Source organism: Streptococcus sp. Marseille-Q6488, from assembly GCF_946902925.1.
In the GTDB taxonomy this organism is placed as follows: domain Bacteria; phylum Bacillota; class Bacilli; order Lactobacillales; family Streptococcaceae; genus Streptococcus.
On the sequence record NZ_CAMPPZ010000027.1, the window covers coordinates 1 to 4936 of the forward strand.

1 tRNA gene and 3 rRNA genes are annotated in these 4936 nt (G+C 50.0%); all 4 read left to right on the top strand.

Going from position 1 to position 4936, the window contains the following annotated elements:
* Positions 1-48: 48 nt before the first annotated feature.
* The 4 genes from OVN23_RS10255 (at position 49) to rrf (ending at position 4935) form a co-directional block, all read left to right on the top strand.
* Positions 49-1594: ribosomal RNA gene (locus tag OVN23_RS10255) — 16S ribosomal RNA — on the top strand.
* 51 nt (positions 1595-1645) lie between these two features.
* Positions 1646-1718: transfer RNA gene (locus tag OVN23_RS10260), tRNA-Ala, on the top strand.
* Between the two features lie 124 nt (positions 1719-1842).
* Positions 1843-4743 (top strand): 23S ribosomal RNA (locus OVN23_RS10265).
* Positions 4744-4819: 76 nt separating this feature from the next.
* A 5S ribosomal RNA gene (rrf, locus tag OVN23_RS10270) occupies positions 4820-4935 on the top strand.
* Together the 16S, 23S and 5S rRNA genes with 1 tRNA gene alongside form the textbook arrangement of a ribosomal RNA operon.
* Position 4936 lies beyond the last annotated feature (1 nt).

The window sequence follows — 4936 nt, forward strand, 5'->3', positions numbered from 1 at the left end:
AAAAAACAATAAATCTGTCAGTGACAGAAATGAGTGAGAACTCAAACTTTTAATGAGAGTTTGATCCTGGCTCAGGACGAACGCTGGCGGCGTGCCTAATACATGCAAGTAGAACGCTGAAGGAGGAGCTTGCTTCTCCGGATGAGTTGCGAACGGGTGAGTAACGCGTAGGTAACCTGCCTGGTAGCGGGGGATAACTATTGGAAACGATAGCTAATACCGCATAAGAGTAGATGTTGCATGACATTTGCTTAAAAGGTGCAATTGCATCACTACCAGATGGACCTGCGTTGTATTAGCTAGTTGGTGGGGTAACGGCTCACCAAGGCGACGATACATAGCCGACCTGAGAGGGTGATCGGCCACACTGGGACTGAGACACGGCCCAGACTCCTACGGGAGGCAGCAGTAGGGAATCTTCGGCAATGGACGGAAGTCTGACCGAGCAACGCCGCGTGAGTGAAGAAGGTTTTCGGATCGTAAAGCTCTGTTGTAAGAGAAGAACGAGTGTGAGAGTGGAAAGTTCACACTGTGACGGTATCTTACCAGAAAGGGACGGCTAACTACGTGCCAGCAGCCGCGGTAATACGTAGGTCCCGAGCGTTGTCCGGATTTATTGGGCGTAAAGCGAGCGCAGGCGGTTAGATAAGTCTGAAGTTAAAGGCTGTGGCTTAACCATAGTACGCTTTGGAAACTGTTTAACTTGAGTGCAAGAGGGGAGAGTGGAATTCCATGTGTAGCGGTGAAATGCGTAGATATATGGAGGAACACCGGTGGCGAAAGCGGCTCTCTGGCTTGTAACTGACGCTGAGGCTCGAAAGCGTGGGGAGCAAACAGGATTAGATACCCTGGTAGTCCACGCCGTAAACGATGAGTGCTAGGTGTTAGACCCTTTCCGGGGTTTAGTGCCGTAGCTAACGCATTAAGCACTCCGCCTGGGGAGTACGACCGCAAGGTTGAAACTCAAAGGAATTGACGGGGGCCCGCACAAGCGGTGGAGCATGTGGTTTAATTCGAAGCAACGCGAAGAACCTTACCAGGTCTTGACATCCCTCTGACCGCTCTAGAGATAGAGTTTTCCTTCGGGACAGAGGTGACAGGTGGTGCATGGTTGTCGTCAGCTCGTGTCGTGAGATGTTGGGTTAAGTCCCGCAACGAGCGCAACCCCTATTGTTAGTTGCCATCATTCAGTTGGGCACTCTAGCGAGACTGCCGGTAATAAACCGGAGGAAGGTGGGGATGACGTCAAATCATCATGCCCCTTATGACCTGGGCTACACACGTGCTACAATGGCTGGTACAACGAGTCGCAAGCCGGTGACGGCAAGCTAATCTCTTAAAGCCAGTCTCAGTTCGGATTGTAGGCTGCAACTCGCCTACATGAAGTCGGAATCGCTAGTAATCGCGGATCAGCACGCCGCGGTGAATACGTTCCCGGGCCTTGTACACACCGCCCGTCACACCACGAGAGTTTGTAACACCCGAAGTCGGTGAGGTAACCGTAAGGAGCCAGCCGCCTAAGGTGGGATAGATGATTGGGGTGAAGTCGTAACAAGGTAGCCGTATCGGAAGGTGCGGCTGGATCACCTCCTTTCTAAGGATAAGGAACTGCGCATTGGTCTTGTTTAGTCTTGAGAGGTCTTGTGGGGCCTTAGCTCAGCTGGGAGAGCGCCTGCTTTGCACGCAGGAGGTCAGCGGTTCGATCCCGCTAGGCTCCATTGGTGAGAGATCACCAAGTAATGCACATTGAAAATTGAATATCTATATCAAATAGTAACAAGAAAATAAACCGAAAACGCTGTAGTATTAATAAGAGTTTATGACTGAAAGGTCAAAAAATAAGGTTAAGTTAATAAGGGCGCACGGTGGATGCCTTGGCACTAGGAGCCGAAGAAGGACGTGACAAACGACGATATGCCTTGGGTAGCTGTAAGTAAGCGATGATCCAGGGATTTCCGAATGGGGGAACCCAACAGGTACTACCTGTTACCCGCATCTGTTAAGGATGTGAGGAGGAAGACGCAGTGAACTGAAACATCTAAGTAGCTGCAGGAAGAGAAAGCAAAAGCGATTGCCTTAGTAGCGGCGAGCGAAACGGCAGAAGGGCAAACCGAAGAGTTTACTCTTCGGGGTTGTAGGACTGCAATGTGGACTCAAAGATTATAGAAGAATGATTTGGGAAGATCAGCCAAAGAGAGTAATAGCCTCGTATTTAAAATAGTCTTTGTACCTAGCAGTATCCTGAGTACGGCGGGACACGTGAAATCCCGTCGGAATCTGGGAGGACCATCTCCCAACCCTAAATACTCCCTAGTGACCGATAGTGAACCAGTACCGTGAGGGAAAGGTGAAAAGCACCCCGGGAGGGGAGTGAAATAGAACCTGAAACCGTGTGCCTACAACAAGTTCGAGCCCGTTAATGGGTGAGAGCGTGCCTTTTGTAGAATGAACCGGCGAGTTACGTTATGATGCGAGGTTAAGTTGAAGAGACGGAGCCGTAGGGAAACCGAGTCTGAATAGGGCGCCTTAGTATCATGACGTAGACCCGAAACCATGTGACCTACCCATGAGCAGGTTGAAGGTGCGGTAAGACGCACTGGAGGACCGAACCAGGGCACGTTGAAAAGTGCTTGGATGACTTGTGGGTAGCGGAGAAATTCCAAACGAACTTGGAGATAGCTGGTTCTCTCCGAAATAGCTTTAGGGCTAGCGTCGACATAAAGATTCTTGGAGGTAGAGCACTGTTTGGGTGAGGGGTCCATCCCGGATTACCAATCTCAGATAAACTCCGAATGCCAATGAATTATGGTCGGCAGTCAGACTGCGAGTGCTAAGATCCGTAGTCGAAAGGGAAACAGCCCAGACCACCAGCTAAGGTCCCAAAATAATTGTTAAGTGGAAAAGGATGTGGGGTTGCACAGACAACTAGGATGTTAGCTTAGAAGCAGCTATTCATTCAAAGAGTGCGTAATAGCTCACTAGTCGAGTGACCCTGCGCCGAAAATGTACCGGGGCTAAAACAATTTACCGAAGCTGTGGATACCTTTATAGGTATGGTAGGAGAGCGTTCTATGTGTGATGAAGGTATACCGTGAGGAGTGCTGGAACGCATAGAAGTGAGAATGCCGGTATGAGTAGCGAAAGACAGGTGAGAATCCTGTCCACCGTAAGACTAAGGTTTCCAGGGGAAGGCTCGTCCGCCCTGGGTTAGTCGGGACCTAAGGAGAGACCGAAAGGTGTATCCGATGGACAACAGGTTGATATTCCTGTACTAGAGTATGTAGTGATGGAGGGACGCAGTAGGCTAACTAAAGCAGACGATTGGAAGTGTCTGTCTAAGCAGTGAGGTGTGAATTGAGTTAAATGCTTAGTTCTATAACATTGAGCTGTGATGGGGAGCGAAGTTTAGTAGCGAAGTTAGTGACGTCACACTGCCAAGAAAAGCTTCTAGCGTTTAAACATACTCTACCCGTACCGCAAACCGACACAGGTAGTCGAGGCGAGTAGCCTCAGGTGAGCGAGAGAACTCTCGTTAAGGAACTCGGCAAAATGACCCCGTAACTTCGGGAGAAGGGGTGCTGACTTTAAGTCAGCCGCAGTGAATAGGCCCAAGCAACTGTTTATCAAAAACACAGCTCTCTGCTAAATCGTAAGATGATGTATAGGGGGTGACGCCTGCCCGGTGCTGGAAGGTTAAGAGGAGTGCTTAGCGTAAGCGAAGGTATGAATTGAAGCCCCAGTAAACGGCGGCCGTAACTATAACGGTCCTAAGGTAGCGAAATTCCTTGTCGGGTAAGTTCCGACCCGCACGAAAGGCGTAATGATTTGGGCACTGTCTCAACGAGAGACTCGGTGAAATTTTAGTACCTGTGAAGATGCAGGTTACCCGCGACAGGACGGAAAGACCCCATGGAGCTTTACTGCAGTTTGATATTGAGTGTCTGTACCACATGTACAGGATAGGTAGGAGTCTATGAGATCGGGACGCCAGTTTCGAAGGAGACGTTGTTGGGATACTACCCTTGTGTTATGGCCACTCTAACCCAGATAGGTGATCCCTATCGGAGACAGTGTCTGACGGGCAGTTTGACTGGGGCGGTCGCCTCCTAAAAGGTAACGGAGGCGCCCAAAGGTTCCCTCAGAATGGTTGGAAATCATTCGCAGAGTGTAAAGGTATAAGGGAGCTTGACTGCGAGAGCTACAACTCGAGCAGGGACGAAAGTCGGGCTTAGTGATCCGGTGGTTCCGTATGGAAGGGCCATCGCTCAACGGATAAAAGCTACCCTGGGGATAACAGGCTTATCTCCCCCAAGAGTTCACATCGACGGGGAGGTTTGGCACCTCGATGTCGGCTCGTCGCATCCTGGGGCTGTAGTCGGTCCCAAGGGTTGGGCTGTTCGCCCATTAAAGCGGCACGCGAGCTGGGTTCAGAACGTCGTGAGACAGTTCGGTCCCTATCCGTCGCGGGCGTAGGAAATTTGAGAGGATCTGCTCCTAGTACGAGAGGACCAGAGTGGACTTACCGCTGGTGTACCAGTTGTCTTGCCAAAGGCATCGCTGGGTAGCTATGTAGGGAAGGGATAAACGCTGAAAGCATCTAAGTGTGAAACCCACCTCAAGATGAGATTTCCCATGATTTTATATCAGTAAGAGCCCTGAGAGATGATCAGGTAGATAGGTTAGAAGTGGAAGTGTGGCGACACATGTAGCGGACTAATACTAATAGCTCGAGGACTTATCCAAAGTAACTGAGAATACGAAAGCGAATGGTTTTCTTGGTTTGAATAGATATTCAATTTTGAGTAGGTATTACTCAGAGTTAAGTGACGATAGCCTAGGAGATACACCTGTACCCATGCCGAACACAGAAGTTAAGCCCTAGAACGCCGGAAGTAGTTGGGGGTTGCCCCCTGTGAGATATGGAAGTCGCTTAGCT